The following is a 19,447-nucleotide window of genomic DNA, read 5'->3' on the forward strand; positions in this document are numbered from 1 at the left end:
GATATTTAAGCTTAATTCTCTAGCCAGCGGTTTTAGGTGAAAACAAGGCGATTAACGCGTCAATAGCTAGCCTATTGCAAGTAAATTCAACGCTGTTAGCGCTGAAAATAGCTGCTAGAGATAGATTTATTATCCAGAGTTGAGGTTAACTTAGTTACCCCATGGGTTACTCGCGTTAGAACGTTGTTTTCGTGCTCTGGCGCGTTGCTTAGAGGCCTTTTTTTCCATGATGCGTTTTGCATCGCTAAAGCTTAATTCGCACGGCTCACCTGGTTTATGATCCGCAGGAATAACTCTGTCACGTGGCGGTAGCTCGTACTGAACATCGTCGGGTTTAGGTAAGTTTTTAAGGCGGTACAGGTAAAAGTTATCTACCTTTTCTTGTGCCCATTGCGTTTTACGTAAAAACTTAACCGCCGATTTTATATCTGGGTTGTTTTTAAAACAATTTAATTGCAAATAAGCGTGCAGTAGCTCCCACCCATATTGCTCAACCAGTTCTTCAACCACTTGCTCTAATTTTACGCCTTGCAGTGGGTTATTACTGTAAAGATCTTGGTTGCTCATAGGTGTTGCCTCATTAATAAAAATACAAATGCCATTATAAATTTAATAACGAGGCTTTAATAGATAAAATTGCTTAACTTTGGCAATTAACAACGACGCGGCCGCGAATTTTACCTTTCATAAGTTGCACGGCATTATCAATTACTTGCTCAAGTGTAATTTCGGTAGAAATTTTATCTAGGTAATCGGCTTTTACTAAGCTTGCTAGTCTGTCCCATGCTTCGATTCTGTCTGCCTTAGGGCGCATAACGCTGTCTATACCAATTAAAGACACACCACGTAAAATAAAGGGCGCTACTGATGCCGGTAAATCCATGCCTTGGGCTAAACCACACGCAGTAACCACACCACCGTATTTAAGCGATGCACAAATATTAGCAAGGGTGTGGCTGCCTACCGAATCTATAGCGCCAGCAAAGCGCTCTTTTTGAAGTGGTTTACCAGGATTTGAAAGCTCATCGCGGCTAATAATTTGTGACGCACCAAGCTCTTTTAAGTAATCGCTTTGCTCCATTCTTCCCGTTGCAGCGGTTACGTTATAGCCCAGCTGATTTAATAAATAAATGGCAAAACTGCCAACACCGCCATTTGCACCCGTTACTAATATTTCGCCATGATTTGGAGTGATACCTTGTTTTTCAAGGGCAATAACACTCAGCATTGCTGTGTAGCCAGCTGTGCCAATTTGCATTGCTTGTTTTGGCGATAGTGCGCCAGGGAGGGGGATTAACCAGTCACTATTAAGTGATGCCTTTTGCGCAAGGCCGCCCCAGTGTTTTTCGCCCACACCAAAGCCATTTAAAATGACATGATCGCCAACTGCAAATTCATCCGTACTTGTTTCATTTACAGTGCCAACTAAATCGATACCTGGCACCATAGGAAAGCTGCGCACAACCGGGCCTTTACCCGTAATGGCTAGCCCATCTTTGTAATTGAGTGTGCTGTAAAGTACATCAAGACGCACGTTTTGATCTGGTAGGTCACTTTGCTGCACTTCACTGAGTGTTGCAGCGTAGTTTTCGTCTTTTGTAATTACAATAGCTTTAACTGAGTTACTCATAACATATCCTTTTAGACCGATCGGTTTTTAATGGCTAAATAAAATGCGCATTAGGTGAGTAATGCGCGTAAAAACATTTCTGTATACAACGTAAGGGGTTTACTTGATTGGGTTAGTTTAGCGCGCATAACAGCGCCTTCCCAGCCAATCCAAAAATATTCACTCATAAGCTGTGTATCAACAGTTTTAGCAATCGTGCCTTGCTGCTGTGCTTCAGTTAAACATTGCTCAACTTGCTGCTGCCATGCCACATAACTTTGTAATAAGCGGGTTTTAAATTCATCACTTAAATGATTGAGTTCTTGATTTAAATTACCAACTAAGCAACCGCGTTTGTACTGATATTTTTGCATGCCCATTATGGCACTTTGCGTAAAGTGTATTAAACGTTCAAGCGGCGGGGTGCTGCTATCGGTTAAGTATTTTTTAAGCTTAGTAATAAAATAGTCGTCGTAGGCATTTACTAAGGCAATACCAAACGCTTCTTTACTTTTAAAGTAATGATAAAACGACCCTTTTGGCACGCCGGCCTTTTTTAAAATGGTATCAAGGCCAGTTGCGCTAAAACCAAATTCAGTTAAGGTTTCTAGGCCAACCCTAATAAGGTGCGCTTTGGTATCGGCGTTTTCGCGAGGCACTTTAGGGGGTCTTCCGCGTCGTGCAGGTGCGTGAGCTGTATTCATTATTAGTAACCCCCTAATTAGTCTTTTTAGTGTTAACCCATATTAGACCGATCGACTTTAATTAATCAAGCATAAATACCCATTGTTTAAAAATAAATCACTAAAGCAGTTTTTAACCAAAACATGAAATACAATAAAATTGTCATGATTACATTTTTGTTTGGAACTTAGCTTAAAAAGGTGTGTCGGATAATGAGCACATACGTGCATTTAAGCGGTTAGATAGCCGTATTGTAAATTAAAGAAGCAGTAAGAAATGAAGTGGTACGACCACTGTGTTTTTATTAATGTTAAATTATTTTTGCATCAGCATGTTAGTTAATGTCAAACAAATTAATTAACTTTGCTATTTGAATTTAACATTTTTATTAACTATTCATTAAATGTAGATTTCACTAATGCTACAAAATTTATAATTAAAAAAGGTGAGGATATTACCGATGAAGAGACAAAAAAGAGATCGTTTAGAAAGAGCTCATTCTCAAGGTTTTAAAGCAGGTTTAGCCGGGCGCTCAAAAGAGCTATGCCCTTATCAGCAAATCGATCCTAAGTCAGAATGGTTAGGCGGTTGGCGTGAAGCAATTGAAAACCGAAACATGTATAAAACCTAATTCATCAGATAAGAATTAACGTAAAAAGGCCTCCAACTAGAGGCCTTTTTGCATACATTCATTACTAATTTTAGAATGCGCTTGTGTCTTGAAATAAGCCCACTTTTAAATCTTTTGCTTCGTAAATTACGCGGCCATCTACTTCAACTGTGCCATCAGCCATACCCATAAATAGTTTACGCTTGATTACACGTTTCATATCAAGGCGGTACGTTACTTTTTTAGCTGTAGGTAAAACTTGACCGGTAAATTTAACTTCACCCACACCTAAAGCTCGTCCTAAACCAGGGCCACCAGACCAGCCTAAGAAAAACCCAACGAGTTGCCACATAGCATCTAGGCCTAAACAACCTGGCATAACAGGGTCGCCTTTAAAATGGCAATCGAAAAACCATAGGCTCGGGTCAATATCAAGCTCAGCTACTATTTGGCCTTTACCATGCTCGCCGCCATCAGCAGTGATTGAAGTAATACGGTCCATCATTAACATGTTGTCACTTGGTAAACGGCAGTTACCTTCACCAAACATTTCACCTTGACCACATAGGATCAAATCTTCTTTTGTATAGCTATTTTTAGGTTCCATAACACTTATCTTCGCTTAGAAATTGCCAAGTACTTTAGCGTACACTTGTACGCTAAACAACTCGGAGCAGTTGAAAAAAACACTTTTTTGCATGATTTATCGCCAATCAGTAGTGGCGACTGCTTTTTGCACTATAAAACCGCGCAATTACAATCAGAAATCATTATAATTACCCCTGACTTATAACCAGTTTAAAGGAAGTTTATGATCCTTTTTGTTAACTCACTAACAGTGATTGATTTTTCTTACTTATGTAACAAACGCGGCGCCGTTGGCGAGAGCTGGATTGTTGACTTAACGTTGCATGGCAAGCTAAATGAAGAGTCTATGGTGCTAGACTTTGGCTTAGTTAAAAAGCAAATTAAAGGCATAATTGACGACTGTTTAGACCACAAACTAGCAATTGCTAAAGGTATAAATGGCACAGTACAAGAATTTGATTCGCATAAAACGCTCGATTGCACATTTGGCGATAACCACCATTTAGCTATGAGCGCACCACATCAAGCTTATTGCATGATAGATGCAGCCGAGATCAGCGTTGAATCAGTGACTGAATTTTTAATCGACACTATTTTACCAAAACTGCCAGCAAACATTGAAAAAATTGAGTTGTCGCTTAAACCAGAGCACAGCCAAAGTTTTTATTACCACTACAGTCATGGTCTTAAAAAGCACGATGGTAACTGCCAACGCATTATTCATGGTCATCGCTCGCAAATTGGTATTAGTTTAGATGGTATGTCTATGCCGCGCTTACAAAAGCAATGGGCAGAAAAATGGCAAGATATTTACTTAGCCACACGTGAAGACAAAATTGCTGCAAGCGAATTAAAGCATATAAGCGCTAAAGACGATGATGTGTGTTTTGCTTACACTGCTGCACAAGGTTACTTTGAAATGGCGATTAGCGAATCTCGCTGTGACATTTTACCTGTTGATACAACGGTAGAATGTATTGCTCAACACCTTGCAGAGCAAGTTAAGGCAGAATACCCAGAAAAAGACGTAAAAATTACCGCTTATGAAGGCGTAGGAAAAGGATCGATTAGTTATGCTTAAAACTCTTTTAGCAACAGCGCTTGTAACCACAACTAGCTTTAGTGCATTAGCGCTTGAGCTAAAAGGGCACCTAACGCAGGGCGGCTTAGTGACAGGCAAGCTTGAAAATGTAAAGTCGGTATCGCTAAATGGTAAAGCGTTAAAGTTAACGCAGGATGGTGATTTTGTATTTGGCTTTGGCCGAGACGCGAAAGCAAAACACGCCCTTACGTGGGTAGATAATAACGGTAAATCACACACGCAAGATTTAATGATCACTAAACGTGATTATAAAATTGATAAAATTACCGGTGTGGCTAAAAAGTATGTGTCGCCGCCAAAAGAAGTAAGTGCACGTATTAGCCGTGAGGCACAAGCTGTACGAAAAGCCCGCGAGGTTAATTCTGATTTACAGTATTTTTTAGATCCTGTTTTAAAGCCTGCACAAGGGCGTATCTCGGGTGTTTATGGTAGCCAACGTTATTTTAATGGCGAACCGCGACGCCCACATTTTGGTTTAGATATAGCCAATAAAACGGGTTCGCCTGTCTATGCACCTGTTAGTGGCACCGTTGTGTTTGCTGAGCCTGATTTATACTACTCTGGTGGTACGCTCATTATTGACCATGGCCATGGTGTTACTTCCACATATATTCATTTAAGTAAGTTAGATGTAAAAGTAGGCGACACAATAACCCAAGGTGACAAAGTTGCCGAAATAGGTGCTACTGGGCGCGTAACTGGCCCACACCTAGATTGGCGTTTTAACTGGGAAGGCGAGCGCTTAGACCCAGCATTATTGATGCAAGATAAACTTGCTAATAAAAAGTAGAGACTATGACAGACATAAACCGTGATGCAATTATTGCAAAGCGTATTAAAGACTCAACAACCTCGGTTACTAAAACCGTGTTTCCTGGGCGCACTAATCATCACAATACTTTATTTGGTGGCGATGCATTAGCATGGATGGACGAGGTTGCTTTTATTGCCGCTACTCGTTTTTGCCGAAAGCCGCTAGTGACTATTTCATCGGATAGGGTTGATTTCAAAGAAGCAATTCCGGTTGGTTCTTTTGCTGAACTAATTGCTAAAGTTGTGCATGTTGGCAATACATCTTTAAAGGTAGATGTAGATATTTGTATTGAAACCATGCATAAAGATGATAAGCACTCGGCTATTTCAGGCAGCTTTACCTTTGTAGCCGTAGATGATGATCACAGACCGACACCGGTTGTGTGCGATAAAATGATTTACGGTTTTGATAAGTAAATATTAAGGCAAGCGGTCTTTAAATAAGCACCTTTATTAGGTGCTTATTTAATTACTTAAAAAGAACACATCATACTAGTGCGTTGTAAAAACAATCTTAGCAACGATGAAAATATATAAATTTTATATCAGGGAAGGAGGCATAAAAAAGGCATGAAACACATGCCTTAAAAATAATGAATTACACAAATAATAAGTGCGGAGGTGTTAAAGCACCATGGCCGCTATCCAACCAAATATAAGTAATGGAATATTAAAATGTATAAAGGTTGGGATCACCGAATCTCGTATATGGTCATGTTGGCCATCTGCATTTAAACCCGAGGTTGGACCCAGTGTAGAGTCTGAGGCAGGCGAGCCGGCATCACCTAATGCACCTGCTGTACCAACTAAAGCCGTGGTCGCCATAACCGAGAAACCTAAATCTAAACACAAAGGCACAAACAAGGTTGCTATAATTGGCACTGTAGAAAATGAACTACCAATCCCCATTGTTATTAGTAGTCCTACCAATAAAATAGAGGCCGCAGCGAGTGGCTTGTTACCATCAAATAATGCAGCGCCACTGTGAACTAAACTTGCTACATCACCGGTTGCTTTCATTACTGAGGCAAACCCTTGTGCCGAAATCATTATAAAACCGATCATCGCCATCATGGCGACGCCTTTACTAAATACGTCGCCGTTTTCTTCCCACTTAACAACACCAAATACACTAAATATCATTACACCTACAAGGCCGCCTAATATCATTGAGCCACTTAGGTTTTGTGCAACCAATGATGAAAGCACGGCAAACAAACCCACTATCATTACTTTTTTTGGTTTCTCAATGTCGGTAGCTTTGCTTTGCGTTGTTAACGGTTGCGCTTTGTATTCACGGCGCTTTGAATAACTTATAAATACCGCAATTATTAAACCAACTAACATACCACAGGCAGGAATAATCATTGCCATAGGCACTTGTGTGTTAACTATTTCTAGGCCGTTATCAACTAAGTTTTTATGCAAAATAGAGTATAAGTAAATGCCACCAAATCCATAAGGCAACACCATGTAAGAGGTGGCTAAACCAAACGTTAATATACAGGCAATGGCGCGGCGGTCTAAACGTAACTGATTAAATACAACAAGCAAAGGGGGGATTAAAATAGGTATAAAGGCTATGTGCACAGGCACTAAATTTTGAGAAGAAACAGCGCAGCCTAATATAATTAATAAAATAAAATAACTTAAAAAAGTTTCGCTGCCATTACCTTGTGCATTCACTTTATTTAGTAGCTTTTCAGCGAGGATACGAGTTAATCCCGATTTTGAAATAGCCACTGCAAACGCACCTAGCATTGCGTAACTTAGTGCAATCTCAGCGCCGGCCGACAAGCCAGAATTAAATGCATCAACACTTTCTTTTATGCCCAACCCCGCTGTTAAACCAGCTACAAGTGCACTAATTATCATAGCTACAATGACATTTACACGAGCTAAGGAGAGCCCAAGCATTAAAATAACGCCTATAACAACCGCATTCATAGTTTTCTCTATTTTGAAGATTTAATTAATTTTATCAGATCTTTAGCCTGATTTTTACGTTCTTTAGTAAAAGGTTTTTTAGCGTAGCGCACTTGATTAAATAAATAGCTAAATTCGCTTAAAGGTTCAGCAGCATCAGGGCTTTGCTCAGCAAAGTGTATTAATTGTTGATTAGGAGAGTAGTGACTAGGCGCCGCTATGTTGTTTTTATCTGCCCAGTGCTTAATTGCCTCAAATTCTGAAATTAAAGGCGGGCGTTTATTTTTATTGCGTGGCCAATTTAAATAAATAAAGTAAGCGGCAAAGCTAACAGCAAGTCCTAAAATAACCGCTAAAGGGACCAGCCAAAGGTGTTTACTGCCAAAAAGTGATTTTAAAAAGTTGCTTTGCTTTTCTTCGTCAAAGCCAAGTACCCAGCTGGTCCATTGGTAATCAAGGGTTTCTAATTTGAGCCTTAACCAATTAACGGCTGCAAAATTACTTAAACTCACTAAGCCAAAATCGAGGTTACTTTTAAATTCATCATTGAGTTCTTCGTTTTGCGAAAGTGACCCATTTAAACGCTCGGGGGCAACTACCGACGTAGCATCGAAAATTTGCCATTGATTATTAATATAGACTTCAACCCAGGCGTGGGCATCGTACTGACGAACTGATAAATAGTTATTTGTTTGATTTTTTTCGCCACCTAAATAACCGCTGGCCAAGCGAGCAGGAATACCGGCGCTTCTAAAAATATACGCTGCTGCACTGGCGTAATGGCCGCAAAATCCGCGTTTTTTTTCAAATAAAAATTGATCAATAGTGCTGTCACCCGTCATAGGATCAGGGGTTAACGTGTAACTAAATTCTTGTTTCGCAAAGTAGTTAAGTAATGCACTATAAAAGTCGCTTTGCGACGTTGTTGATTGTTTAAGTTTTGCAGCAAGCTCAGCAGCCTGTTGGTTTGTTTGGTTATTTAAGCGTGTGTAATAAGCGGTTTGCCACTTTGACAGTTGCTCTGTATTCAATGCTGCACTTGATACCTGATACTGCAGGCTTTTAGCCTGATATTGTTTTTTTCGTAATAGCCCTAACGCATTATTTTCAACATTTTTATTATCACTGGTGGCGAAATCAAGCCCATATAACCATTTTTGATTAGCAGGCTCGGCAATAATAGTGTAAGTATTTTGTACTGCAATTTGTTTATTAGGATCAGCGCTTTGATTATTGTATTTTAGTAAATCAGATGTTTTCCAGGCTTTACCATCAAAGGTATCGTGCACAAGTGCTCGCCAATAATAAGGCGAGGCGGGTGTTTTATTATCAAAACGGGCTCTAAAAACAAGTTCATCAGAATTAGACAACTTAGCAATGTCAAACGGGTCTACCTGTTCAGAGAGCCCCGTTTTAGCAAGCTTTGGCCCAGGTAATTGCCAAAAAGCGGGCATTTTAGGTAAAAACAACAGCAAAAATATAGCTAAAGGCAAAGCAATAAATAACAGCTTAGCACTTTGTTTAGAGGCTAATTTTAAACTATGAGAAGATTCAATTAAGCTCAATACCGCAAAATTGAGTAAAAATAGGGCGCTCATGGTTAAGGTGGTTATTATGCTTTGGTTAAATAAATACGCCGATGAAATAGAAAAAAACGTGAGTGTGACGATAATATGGTAATGTTTTTTGGTTTTAGCCTGCAGTAATTTAAAAATACTAGAGAGTAATAACATAGCCACAAACAATATGACTGTATCGCCTATACCTAGGGTGTAAATCATTAAAATTAAAGCAAGCCCAGCTAAAATATTAGCAAGCCACGCGTTAGGTTTAGGGGTGTTAGTCAGTGTTAAGTACACGTTCCAAAGGCATAAAAGCGATAAAACCCCAATAAACAGTAAGGGCATATGCGATAAATAAAACGCAAATAAACAGGCGTATATAAAGCTCATTGCTAAATTAATTGCCCGGTAATTTAATAGCTCAGCCATTATTTGCTCCGCCGTATTCGCTCAGAAGCGCTAAACACTGTGGTTTATCGTGCGTGTCGTTAGTTGCTTTGTAACTTGCCGAGGGCAAAATTAGTGTAAATGGCGTGTTGTTTTCGCATGCATTACACACTAAAAAGCAAAGCTGACTCAAACGTTGCTCGGTGTTACCTGTTAGTAGATTGAAATCAAAAACAATATCTGACTTTTTATAATCATTAAATTCTTTTACTAATAACTGCTGCGATTTAGCGTAATGTTTCCATGAAATTCGCTGCAACCCCATCTCTGGTAAATGCGTAATTAGTTCATCAAACTCTTCGCTGCCGCTCTCTTTAATACTGCCTGTTTGTGTTGTGTGTTCAAACTTGCTGTTATACGTGTCGTTTAATACATGCTCTGGCGCAGGGTAAACGTAAACAAAGTCATTGGGTTGTATATAACTCCACACGCTTACCAGCCCAAATGGGTAATTACTGTGTATTTTAAAACGTTCAAGGGTATATTTTCCGCGAGAGTTATAAGGTAGGTTAATAATTAAGGTGCTGTCTTTGGGTGTTACTTGTGCTAAGTGTTTTGCGTATTTCGGATCACGCGAGTAGCCAAGCGATACTGATTGCGTAAGCAAAGGGGCTTTTAAAATAAATTTAACCGAGCCTTTATTTGGCGAATAACTGGCAAAGTTTTTTATATAATCAACTGTTAGCCCTTTAGCGTTTGTATAACCAAGTAAAACAGCAATAATCATCACCACAAACATTAAATAAGCCATCACCAAAATTAAGTTATTTTGATAATTAATGCCCATAACAAAATTTAAAATAGCCACAATAATAAAATAAAAGCCGAGCTGCGAGGGCACCACATAAATATTGTTATGAGCAAGCGTAATGGATTGCTTTGAATGCTTATTTTTAAGTAGTTTATTAAGTAATCGCTTTTTTAATGCCCCTAATATACTGACCTTTTGTGCTTTTTTTTTAAATAACACGTTAAACTGGCACTGCAACGGTTTTTAAAATTTCATTTACTTGCGCTTCGCCTGACTCACTATGAAGTCCTAACCTGTGTTGGCATACACTTGCAAATACAGCTTGTACATCGTCAGGGGTAACAAAATCGCGACCTTCAATAAATGCCCACGATTTAGCGGCTTTTGCAAGCGCCATACTAGCTCTAGGAGAGAGAGAACCTGCAAATGCTGAGCTTTGGCGTGTATGCGTTACTAATTCAATAATATAATCGATTACAGGGCTACTTATCACAATTTGATTAATTAACGTTTGAATTTGCTGTAGCTGCTTAGCATCTATTCTTTGTGGTAATTGGCTGTAGTCTCGCGGTTTAATATTTAAAATTAGTTGCTTTTCAGCCTCTTTAGGAGGGAACCCTAAACTTATGCGCATTAAAAATCGATCTAACTGCGATTCTGGAAGTGGATAAGTACCCGATTGATAAAGCGGGTTTTGCGTGGCAATTACAAAAAAAGGATTTGGTAACGTGTACTTTGTACCATCTACTGTCACTTGCTGCTCTTCCATTGCCTCAAGTAATGCACTTTGCGTTTTAGGCCCTGCGCGGTTTATTTCATCTGCTAATACAACTTGGCTAAAAATGGGCCCTTTATGAAATGTAAACGTGTGCTCATTAGCGTTAAATACATTGGTTCCCAAAATATCGGCAGGTAAAAGGTCGCTTGTAAATTGTATACGCTGATACGACAGCCCAAGCACAGCAGCAAGTGCATGTGAGAGCGTAGTTTTTCCCATACCAGGTAAGTCCTCTATCAGTAAATGCCCCTCACTGAATAAGCATGTTAGTGCTAGTTTTATTTGTTGTTTTTTTCCAAAAATAACACTCGATAAATCGTCGATAATTGCCGTAACAGTGCTTTGCATACTTACCTTATTTTATTCGCTTAGTTCGAGGCGCTTCATAACAGAATTAACTTTTTTAGCATTAAAAGGTTTTTCAATAAAGCCTTTAGCGCCTAATTCCCATGTGTTTTGCACGTTTTCAAGGGTGTTATGACCCGAGCACATAACAACGTGAGCGTGAGGGTAACTATCATTAATATGTTCTAGAATATCAGAGCTTTCTGAATCAGGTAAGTCCACATCTAAAAATATGACATTGGGTGATTTTTTATCAAGAAGGGGTTTAGCAGAAAGGTAATCGTTGCTTTCTAAAATATCTTCAAAGCCTAGCTCCGTTAATATCTGGTTTAGGTAGTCACGTATTTCCTTAACGTCATCAATAATAAGTATAGGCTCAAGCGGGCGCACAAATTCCATATGTTAATTACTTCTATTTTTTATACATCTAAAGTAATTTAATTTTATGCTAAGCATTGTGTAAGCTCAAGAAAGTAAATCAAAAAACAACCAATTAGCGCTTTTACGCGCCTAAACCTGCCGTATTAATTAAACGCCCATACCATTTAATTGGTTAACAATACCAATCCGCAATAATATTTAATCATTTTCAGGGGCTAAACGTGTCGCTATCTGCGTTAAAAAATTCTCATTTACGACTGCATGGATGCAGAAGGTAGAGCAATGCAGGAGCAATTGCCGAGAACAACTAAATAGCGAATTTTTTGGCCTTTCCATCAACACGTTTATCCATCCTCAAAATAGATCACTTAATTATGCGGATTGGTATAAATGTTAAATAACGCGCTTCAATACTCCTCTACAGAACATATTAAATAAGACTTTAGTCATAACGAGCAATTTTATTCTGGAATTTAAAACTATTAAGCCCTTGTTTATAAATATAAATTTTTATAAGTACGATTTCATGTAAATGTTTTGTAATAAAAGATGTTGACGTTACATTATTCATTTGTGATTATGCTCACTAGCTGAGCCGATGCCCATTACGAGGTTTAAAAACACATTTAAGTAAAATGCTCATTTGCTTTAGCTGCACACTGAAAATACACAACACACTAAATAGAGAGTTCATTATGTTAAATAATAAGAAAGCTAAATTTGCGCTAACTTTAGTAGCAGCAGCGTTGGCGGCGCCTGCACAAGCAGAAATGTCAGATTACTTTGACCGCCTTGACGTTAACTTTCTAGCAATGCAAAACTTTCAGTCTATTCAAGCTAAAGACGGTGCATTTCGCCCTGAAGATGAAGAGCAGTCATCAGGTTTTGGGCGTATCAGAGCTAATTTAATGCTTAAGTTTCATATAAATGAATACATTACTGCCGACATTGATATAGCTGAAGAGCCAAACGATTTTGGCGGCGGCGACCGTGATTTTTCGTTTCATAACGACTTTGCAGGTATTGAATTTGATTTACTTGGCTTATACGGCACACCAAACGAAAACGAAAATTTAACGCTTCGTTTAGGTAACATTGGTGCATCTCCATTTCAGTTTAAAGGTTTTCAAGATGGCGCTGATAACCAAGGTAATGCCTTAATTGGTAACGGCATTAACGACTACGCAACCGCAGAAAACGGTGCACAATTAAGCTATACAGAAACGTTTGATAGTGGTGTGCTGCGCTCTTATAACGTAGCGGGTCATATTACTACATCAAGTTTTGGCGAAGCATTTCAAGAAGATAGGGGCTTTAACTACCGTTTACAAGGGTCATTAGAGTTTGAAGGGGGCTTTAAAGTTGGCTTAAATTACTTACAAGCTAACCAAGGCGACCAACTTCGTTTTGAAAATGGCGTAGCTAGCTTAGATGGACTCACAACAACTAATTACCGTTTTGGCGATGGCGAAAACTATAACTTTTCTGCTTCTCCTTCAAGCGAACGTGATACTCACGTAGGTGTTATGCCAGGGCTTGATCAGTCTATTATTCAATTAAATTTGGCGTATCAGCCATCAGATCAAACCAGTATCATTTTAATGTTAGGTAAATCGTCTGACGATTACACCTTTGCTGATTCTGCAGGTAACGCAGTGGCAGGTATTACCTACTTTGGTACAGATGGCGTAGCTGACGAAAACGGTACTACGTTTGATTCAAACAGCGTAATTAAAGGCGAGAGCTCAGTAGAATATTACGCAGTTGAAGCACAGCAATACATTATTCCTGAAAAACTTTACGTAGCAGCACGCTATGCAGAGTCAGAAAACACTTCCGATTTAATCAGCCAAAACGATAACACCGTTGAGCGCTTACAAGTAGCCGCAGGTTACTGGTTTACAGATTCTACACTATTAAAAGTTGAGTATGTAAACCAAGAAGAAGGCGCAAATTCAGGCGGCCAAATTGGTCGTGGTTTTGACGGTTTCACCTCAGAAATCTCAGTTAAATTTTAAATAGCTTACTAACTTACTGTTTGGTTTAAAGGTAATTTCAGCGCTGTAAATACGTTGAAATTACTCACCGCTTTAATTACTAAGGCGCTTTACAGTTATTTTTTAAGCGTCATTTAACATATTTATGAGGGTTAACCCGATGAAAACTAAATTATTAATGCTCGCGTGTTCAGTTATGGCTATTAACGTAGCCGCTAAAGAAACCATAACCATTGCCACAGTTAATAATGGTGACATGATCACCATGAAAGAACTTAGCAATCATTTTGAAGAACAAAACCCAGATATTTCTTTAAAATGGGTAACACTAGAAGAAAATATTTTACGTCAACGTGTAACAACCGATGTTGCCACAAAAGGCGGCCAATACGACGTAATGACAATTGGCACATATGAAGTGCCAATTTGGGGTAAACAAAACTGGCTAACTGAGCTTGATAACCTAGGTGAAAATTACGATGTTGATGACTTACTACCAGCTATTCGTAGTGGTTTAACGATAGATAACAAATTATACGCGGCCCCATTTTATGGCGAAAGCTCTATGGTTATGTACCGTACAGACCTCATGAAAAAAGCTGGCCTAGAAATGCCAAATGCGCCTACGTGGAGCTTTATTCAAAAAGCTGCAAAAGCGATGACCAATAAAGATGAAGGTGTATACGGCCTTTGCTTACGTGGTAAAGCTGGTTGGGGCGAAAATGTTGCTTTAATTACGTCAATGGCAAACTCGTTTGGCGCTCGCTGGTTTGATGAAAACTGGAAACCACAATTTAACACCCCTGAGTGGAAAGCCACACTCCAGTATTATGTAGATGTTATGAAAGAGTCAGGCCCTGCGGGTTCGTCAGCTAATGGGTTTAATGAAAACCTAGCGTTATTTCAAACGGGTAAATGTGGTATTTGGATTGATGCAACGGTTGCTGGCGCGTTTGTAACTAATAAAAAAGATTCTGAAGTAGCTGATAAAGTAGGCTTTGCACTTGCACCAGATAATGGCCTTGGTAAACGAGGTAATTGGCTGTGGTCATGGACACTTGCAATTCCTTCAAGCAGTAAAAAATCTGATGCTGCAATGAAATTTATTAGCTGGGCTACATCAAAAGAGTACAGTCAATTAGTTGCCGATAACAAAGGGTGGGCAAAAGTACCGCCGGGTACTCGCGCATCACTTTATGAAAACGAGCAATACATGAATGCAGCCCCGTTTGCACAAATAACGCTTGATTCTATTAATTCGGCCGACCCGAAAAACCCTACTGTTAAACCCGTACCTTATGTTGGTATTCAGTTTGTAGCTATTCCTGAATTTCAAGGCATTGGCACAGCTGTTGGACAACAGTTTTCTGCAGCACTTACTGGGCAAATGACTGTTGAGCAAGCGTTAAGCACATCACAGCGCTTAGTTGAGCGCACCATGCGTAAAGCACGCTACCCTAAATAAGTAGGCGGGTAAGTTAAATGCTTACCTCGTATTTTTCGTCAGCATTAGCATGTTATCTAGTAACCGTTTGTCGTTGTTACTAAGGTTAATGCTGACTTTTTGAAGGTCACTGATATGGCAACTACACAGTCTCGTACGCTTGCACGCATAATGCTATTTCCTAGTGTAATTTTATTACTAGGATGGATGATAGTGCCGCTGTGCATGACACTCTATTTCTCATTTGTAGATTACAACTTACTTATTCCTGGTGAACGCGAATTTGTAGGCTTTTTAAACTACGAGTTTTTCTTAACAGATCCTGCATTTGTTGAATCCTTTTTTAATACCCTTTATTTAGTAACGGGTGTATTAGCTATCACAATTTGTGGTGGTATCGGTTTAGCTGTTCTCCTCGACCAAGCAATATGGGGGCGAAATTATGTTCGTATTATGGTTCTCGCCCCATTTTTTGTTATGCCAACTGTATCGGCTTTGGTGTGGAAAAACATGTTTATGAACCCTGTAAATGGGTTATTTGCACACTTTGCAATATGGCTTGGGTTTGAACCTATCGACTTTTTTGCGCAAATGCCTTTATTTTCAATCATTATTATTGTTTCTTGGCAGTGGTTACCGTTTGCTGCGTTGATATTACTCACGGCAATTCAATCACTTGACCGCGAACAACTCGAAGCTGCTGATTTAGATGGTGCAGGGCCTTTTAGCAAGTTTTTTTACATAGTGCTGCCGCATTTATCACGTGCTGTTACCGCTGTTATTTTAATTGAAACTATATTTTTACTGTCTATTTTTGCAGAAATTTTAGTAACAACTAGTGGCGGGCCTGGGTATGCATCAACCAATATTACTTACTTAATTTACACCCAATCGTTATTACAATTTGATGTAGGCGGGGGCTCAGCAGGGGGCATAGTTGCAGTAATTATTGCCAATATTGTAGCCATATTTTTAATGCGCCTTATTGGTAAAAACTTAGAGGGTTAATCATGGCTAGTGCAGCAAATAAAAAATCAAAACTAATTTATACCCTGGCAGCATGGACCATTAGCGGGATGATATTTTTCCCAATTTTATGGACATTAATCACCAGCTTTAAAACCGAAGCAGAAGCAATATCAGCGACACCAGCGCTATTTGCTTTTGATTGGACACTGGAAAACTATCAAGATGTGTTAAAGCGCTCGCCATATTTTGATCACTTTTGGAATTCGGTGGTTATATCACTAGGCTCCAGTTTATTGGGCTTATTAATAGCCGTACCTGCCGCGTGGTCTATGGCGTTTGTGCAAACGAAAAAAACTAAAAACCTACTTATGTGGATGCTTTCTACAAAAATGTTACCACCGGTAGGGGTGTTAATTCCTATTTATTTACTCTTTAGAGACTTTGCCTTACTAGATACAAAACTGGGCTTAGTTATTGTTATGACCTTAATAAACTTACCGATTATGGTATGGATGTTATACACCTACTTTAGAGAAATTCCCGGTGAAATTTTAGAAGCGTCACGAATGGATGGCGCAACTATTGGCGAAGAAATATTTCATGTATTACTGCCAATCGCATTACCTGGCATAGCATCAACATTACTGTTAAACGTAATTTTGGCATGGAACGAAGCATTTTGGACACTCATTCTAACCGCTGCGAATGCCGCACCACTAACGGCATTTATTGCCAGTTACTCAAGCCCAGAAGGGTTATTTTACGCCAAGTTGTCGGCAGCTTCTGCCATGGCCATTGTGCCAATATTAATTCTTGGTTGGTTTAGTCAAAAACAATTAGTGCGCGGCTTAAGCTTTGGCGCAGTAAAGTAGGAGAACACACATGGGCAGCATCACACTAAAAAAAGTAACTAAAAGTTTTGATGAAGTTAACGTAATTAAACCGCTTGATTTAGAGATAAAAGACGGTGAATTTATTGTATTTGTAGGGCCATCGGGCTGTGGTAAATCAACATTACTTCGTATGATTGCCGGATTGGAAGACACAACCAGCGGCACAATTGAGATTGACGGCCAAGATGCAACACAAACGCCACCGGCAAAACGTGGTTTAGCTATGGTATTTCAGTCGTACGCTTTGTACCCACACATGAGTGTACGCAATAATATTGCGTTTCCACTAAAACGTGCAAAAGTAAGTCCTGCTGAAATTGAAAGTAAAATAGCAAATGCAGCTAAAATACTCAATTTAACTGATTACTTAGACCGAAAACCAGGGCAATTATCTGGCGGTCAACGCCAACGTGTAGCAATAGGGCGCGCAATAGTAAGGCAACCATCGGCATTTTTGTTTGACGAACCACTGTCAAATTTAGATGCATCACTGCGTGTAAATATGCGCTTAGAAATTTCTGAGCTACACAAAAGCTTAGCTACAACAATGATTTATGTAACCCATGACCAAGTTGAAGCGATGACAATGGCAGATAGAATTGCGGTATTTAATGGCGGCATTATTGAGCAAGTCGGTACGCCACTTGAGCTGTATCAGCACCCAGTAAATAAATTTGTTGCAGGCTTTATTGGTTCACCAAAAATGAACTTTATTGAAGTAGATAACGATAGCCACGCACAAACGCACAGTTTAGGTGTGCGTCCTGAGCACTTTGAAATCTCAACTGATTCTGGAACTTGGCAAGGTACTGTAGGCGTAATAGAGCATTTAGGCTCAGAAAGCTTTTTACATGTAACCATTAACAATGGCAGTACCGTTACGGTAAAAGCAGATGGCGATTGCCCACTAAAATATGGCGACACTATCTATTTAAGTGCGCCGGAGCACAAGTTACACAGATTTGATGAAAACGGGTTGACGATTAAAAACCCAACAGTTTAACCCGCCATTTAAGCCAATACTTTAGGAATAGCAATATTTGCCTAAAGTATTGGTTATTAAATTAATGTGACACTTCGGCATTTTATAAATGAATGATATATTTGCAAATATTATAAAATGATTTATCGCTAAAACTAAGCGGGTTATCACAGTAAGAGGTTTATGTGGCAAAGCTAACAAATACAGAAATACGTAAGCTCGATGATGCAGCTAGAGCAGGGTGGCTCTATTATGTTGCGGGTAAAACTCAAGACGAAATTGCCAAAAAGCTCAATGTATCTCGTCAATCGGCACAACGTATGGTGGCATTATCTGTAAGCCAAGGGCTTATTAAAGTAAGGCTCGATCATCCTATTGCTAAATGTATGGATTTAGCAGAAAAAATTAAAAGTCGTTTTGGCTTAGACTCCTGTGAAGTAGTGCCTAGTGATGGCTCTGATCCAAACTCTACCGTGGGTTTAGCGCAAGCCGGTGCTGCAGAAATACAACGCCATTTAAAATCAGAAACACCGAAAATTTTAGCTATGGGTACTGGGCGCGTTTTACGTGCATGCGTTGATGAACTGCCAACGCTAGATTGTAGCCAACACAAAGTAGTGGCTATGCTTGGTAACATGGCACTTGATGGGTCGGCTTCACCTTATGATGTAGTTGTTAGAATGGCCGAGCATATTAATGCAAAGCATTACCCAATGCCGCTTCCTGTATTACCAAGAAGTGTTGAAGAAAAACAGCAATTGCATTCACAACATAATATTACCAGTAACTTGAAATTGGCCACTCAAGCCGATGTAACCTTTGTAGGTGTAGGTAGCCTAGGCGAAAAATCGCCTTTGCATATTGATGGCTTTGTTGATGAGCAAGAGCTGAAAGAGTTACAAAATTTAGGGGCTGTGGGCGAAATGATCAGCTGGGTTTACGACAAACGCGGCCAATTAATTGACTGCACTGTAAACCAACGTGTTGCCAGTACGCCATTAAAAATTGAGGGTAATAAACAAATTTACGCTATAGCTGCCGGTGAAGATAAAGTACTTGCGATACTTGGTGCAGTTAGATCAAATATGATCAGCGGTTTAATTACTAACGAATACACAGCAGAACGTATTTTAAGTATGGATTAGCCAAAGTTGTTTTAGGTAGCTTTTTAAAGCTACGATAATAACTGACTGAATGAGCCTTAATTATTCAAATAAGGAAAACTAACAGGCTCATTTAAAATACCAATAAAGTTTTATAAATGTAGGCTTTTTATAAAACGTGTTAAATTGCGCTGTAACAAATCTGCGCTTAAATTTAAAGTAGCCAATGCTTACAGGTTTTCATAAGTAATATAGTTAGTAAAAAATTTATAGTTTGATAAATAATAAAACGTAATGACCAGGATTAAACTAAAAAGCACATAGCAAAGTATGGTTTGGTAATAATAGTCATAATGTCCGATACCGTCTAGTATTGGACATAGTAGGAGTGTAATACACACTCCATATTATAATATGCATAACTACCTATAATTTATATTATGTTAAATAAAGTAAGTTAATA

The 19,447-nt window shown here is 39.1% G+C and carries 19 protein-coding genes; 10 read left to right on the top strand and 9 right to left on the bottom strand.

Features of this window, described 5'->3' with window-relative positions; translation table 11 throughout:
* Window positions 1-150: 150 nt before the first annotated feature.
* The 3 genes from QUE46_RS08115 to QUE46_RS08125 all read right to left on the bottom strand — a co-directional run bounded on the left by QUE46_RS08115 (window position 151) and on the right by QUE46_RS08125 (window position 2,313).
* Entirely contained in the window at window positions 151-567 is a 417-nt protein-coding gene (locus tag QUE46_RS08115) for a VF530 family protein (protein WP_286247546.1), read from the bottom strand.
* A gap of 73 nt (window positions 568-640) precedes the next feature.
* A complete protein-coding gene (locus tag QUE46_RS08120; RefSeq protein WP_286247547.1) occupies window positions 641-1,630 on the bottom strand; it encodes an MDR family oxidoreductase in 990 nt (329 codons plus the stop codon).
* Window positions 1,631-1,680: 50 nt separating this feature from the next.
* A complete protein-coding gene (locus QUE46_RS08125; protein WP_286247548.1) occupies window positions 1,681-2,313 on the bottom strand; it encodes a TetR/AcrR family transcriptional regulator in 633 nt (210 codons plus the stop codon).
* Window positions 2,314-2,753: 440 nt separating this feature from the next.
* Here QUE46_RS08125 and rmf point away from each other — a divergent pair, with 440 nt between their 5' ends.
* On the top strand, window positions 2,754-2,924 hold the full coding sequence (gene rmf, locus QUE46_RS08130; protein WP_004586522.1) for a ribosome modulation factor: 171 nt from the start codon (window positions 2,754-2,756) through the stop codon (window positions 2,922-2,924).
* A 70-nt stretch (window positions 2,925-2,994) separates the two neighbouring features.
* Here the strand turns inward: rmf and fabA are convergent, their stop codons facing one another.
* Window positions 2,995-3,510 carry a bifunctional 3-hydroxydecanoyl-ACP dehydratase/trans-2-decenoyl-ACP isomerase gene (gene fabA / locus QUE46_RS08135; RefSeq protein WP_286247551.1) on the bottom strand — a complete coding sequence of 172 codons (516 nt, stop codon included), beginning with the start codon at window positions 3,508-3,510 and terminating at the stop codon, window positions 2,995-2,997.
* 204 nt (window positions 3,511-3,714) lie between these two features.
* On the opposite strand from fabA, the gene QUE46_RS08140 reads away from it, so the two are divergent.
* Genes QUE46_RS08140 through QUE46_RS08150 form a run of 3 tightly spaced genes read left to right on the top strand, consistent with a single transcriptional unit; the run spans window position 3,715 to window position 5,823 of the window.
* Window positions 3,715-4,572, top strand: coding sequence for a 6-carboxytetrahydropterin synthase (locus tag QUE46_RS08140; protein WP_286247553.1), 858 nt, complete (start codon window positions 3,715-3,717; stop codon window positions 4,570-4,572).
* Window positions 4,565-5,383, top strand: a complete 819-nt coding sequence (locus tag QUE46_RS08145) for a M23 family metallopeptidase (protein ID WP_286247554.1) — start codon at window positions 4,565-4,567, stop codon at window positions 5,381-5,383. The genes QUE46_RS08140 and QUE46_RS08145 overlap by 8 nt, the downstream gene beginning before the upstream one ends.
* A gap of 5 nt (window positions 5,384-5,388) precedes the next feature.
* A complete protein-coding gene (locus tag QUE46_RS08150) occupies window positions 5,389-5,823 on the top strand; it encodes an acyl-CoA thioesterase (protein WP_286247555.1) in 435 nt (144 codons plus the stop codon).
* A 207-nt stretch (window positions 5,824-6,030) separates the two neighbouring features.
* Here the strand turns inward: QUE46_RS08150 and QUE46_RS08155 are convergent, their stop codons facing one another.
* The 5 genes from QUE46_RS08155 to QUE46_RS08175 form a co-directional block, all read right to left on the bottom strand.
* Window positions 6,031-7,353 (bottom strand): Na+/H+ antiporter family protein, encoded by a 1,323-nt coding sequence (locus tag QUE46_RS08155; protein ID WP_286247556.1) that lies wholly within the window; start codon window positions 7,351-7,353, stop codon window positions 6,031-6,033.
* Between the two features lie 8 nt (window positions 7,354-7,361).
* The gene (locus tag QUE46_RS08160; protein WP_286247557.1) at window positions 7,362-9,323 is read right to left on the bottom strand and encodes a DUF3488 and transglutaminase-like domain-containing protein; all 1,962 of its coding nucleotides are present in this window, start codon (window positions 9,321-9,323) and stop codon (window positions 7,362-7,364) included.
* Entirely contained in the window at window positions 9,316-10,128 is an 813-nt protein-coding gene (locus QUE46_RS08165) for a DUF58 domain-containing protein (protein WP_374761401.1), read from the bottom strand. Before QUE46_RS08165 ends, QUE46_RS08160 begins: the two co-directional genes overlap by 8 nt.
* A gap of 184 nt (window positions 10,129-10,312) precedes the next feature.
* On the bottom strand, window positions 10,313-11,218 hold the full coding sequence (locus tag QUE46_RS08170; RefSeq protein ID WP_286247561.1) for a MoxR family ATPase: 906 nt from the start codon (window positions 11,216-11,218) through the stop codon (window positions 10,313-10,315).
* Between the two features lie 12 nt (window positions 11,219-11,230).
* A complete protein-coding gene (locus QUE46_RS08175; RefSeq protein WP_029772290.1) occupies window positions 11,231-11,614 on the bottom strand; it encodes a response regulator in 384 nt (127 codons plus the stop codon).
* 677 nt (window positions 11,615-12,291) lie between these two features.
* On the opposite strand from QUE46_RS08175, the gene QUE46_RS08180 reads away from it, so the two are divergent.
* The 6 genes from QUE46_RS08180 to QUE46_RS08205 all read left to right on the top strand — a co-directional run bounded on the left by QUE46_RS08180 (window position 12,292) and on the right by QUE46_RS08205 (window position 19,026).
* Window positions 12,292-13,614, top strand: coding sequence for a hypothetical protein (locus QUE46_RS08180; protein WP_286247570.1), 1,323 nt, complete (start codon window positions 12,292-12,294; stop codon window positions 13,612-13,614).
* Between the two features lie 139 nt (window positions 13,615-13,753).
* Entirely contained in the window at window positions 13,754-15,058 is a 1,305-nt protein-coding gene (locus QUE46_RS08185; RefSeq protein WP_286247572.1) for a sugar ABC transporter substrate-binding protein, read from the top strand.
* Window positions 15,059-15,172: 114 nt separating this feature from the next.
* Window positions 15,173-16,045 carry a carbohydrate ABC transporter permease gene (locus QUE46_RS08190; RefSeq protein ID WP_024033631.1) on the top strand — a complete coding sequence of 291 codons (873 nt, stop codon included), beginning with the start codon at window positions 15,173-15,175 and terminating at the stop codon, window positions 16,043-16,045.
* A gap of 2 nt (window positions 16,046-16,047) precedes the next feature.
* Window positions 16,048-16,878 carry a carbohydrate ABC transporter permease gene (locus QUE46_RS08195; protein ID WP_286247575.1) on the top strand — a complete coding sequence of 277 codons (831 nt, stop codon included), beginning with the start codon at window positions 16,048-16,050 and terminating at the stop codon, window positions 16,876-16,878.
* Window positions 16,879-16,888: 10 nt separating this feature from the next.
* Window positions 16,889-17,902 (top strand): ABC transporter ATP-binding protein, encoded by a 1,014-nt coding sequence (locus tag QUE46_RS08200; RefSeq protein ID WP_286247577.1) that lies wholly within the window; start codon window positions 16,889-16,891, stop codon window positions 17,900-17,902.
* A gap of 164 nt (window positions 17,903-18,066) precedes the next feature.
* The gene (locus tag QUE46_RS08205; protein ID WP_286247579.1) at window positions 18,067-19,026 is read left to right on the top strand and encodes a sugar-binding transcriptional regulator; all 960 of its coding nucleotides are present in this window, start codon (window positions 18,067-18,069) and stop codon (window positions 19,024-19,026) included.
* Window positions 19,027-19,447 lie beyond the last annotated feature (421 nt).

Source organism: Pseudoalteromonas sp. MM1, assembly GCF_030296835.1.
Classification (GTDB): domain Bacteria; phylum Pseudomonadota; class Gammaproteobacteria; order Enterobacterales; family Alteromonadaceae; genus Pseudoalteromonas.